Origin of the sequence: Corynebacterium sp. LK10, from assembly GCF_008042455.1 — a bacterium.
Classification (GTDB): Bacteria; Actinomycetota; Actinomycetes; order Mycobacteriales; family Mycobacteriaceae; genus Corynebacterium; species Corynebacterium jeikeium_D.
Map to the genome: position 1 here is coordinate 1 of NZ_NOVT01000026.1, position 263 is coordinate 263.

1 pseudogene is annotated in these 263 nt (G+C 57.4%); it reads left to right on the plus strand.

Annotated features, from left to right (window positions below):
- Positions 1-51: 51 nt before the first annotated feature.
- A pseudogene (locus tag CHU70_RS10670) lies at positions 52-263 on the plus strand (IS30 family transposase); the annotation flags it as partial.

Here is a 263-nt window from a genome sequence, read left to right on the forward strand (position 1 = left end):
GAACGCTTAATTATTGCCGATTGCCTGCGGGCAGGTCATTCGCACCGGCGTATCGCCCAGATAGTCTGTCGTAGTCAATCCACTATCAGTCGTGAAATCGCACGCAACAGCGTCGATGGTATCTACGATGCCTATCACGCTGATCAGGCCAGCCGCGGGCGTCTTGCTCGTCCAAAGCCGCGCAAACTCGATGACAATCGATTTTTGCGCGCCCAGGTTGTCAATCTGCTCAACCGTGGCGCCTCGCCGCGTCAGGCCAGTGG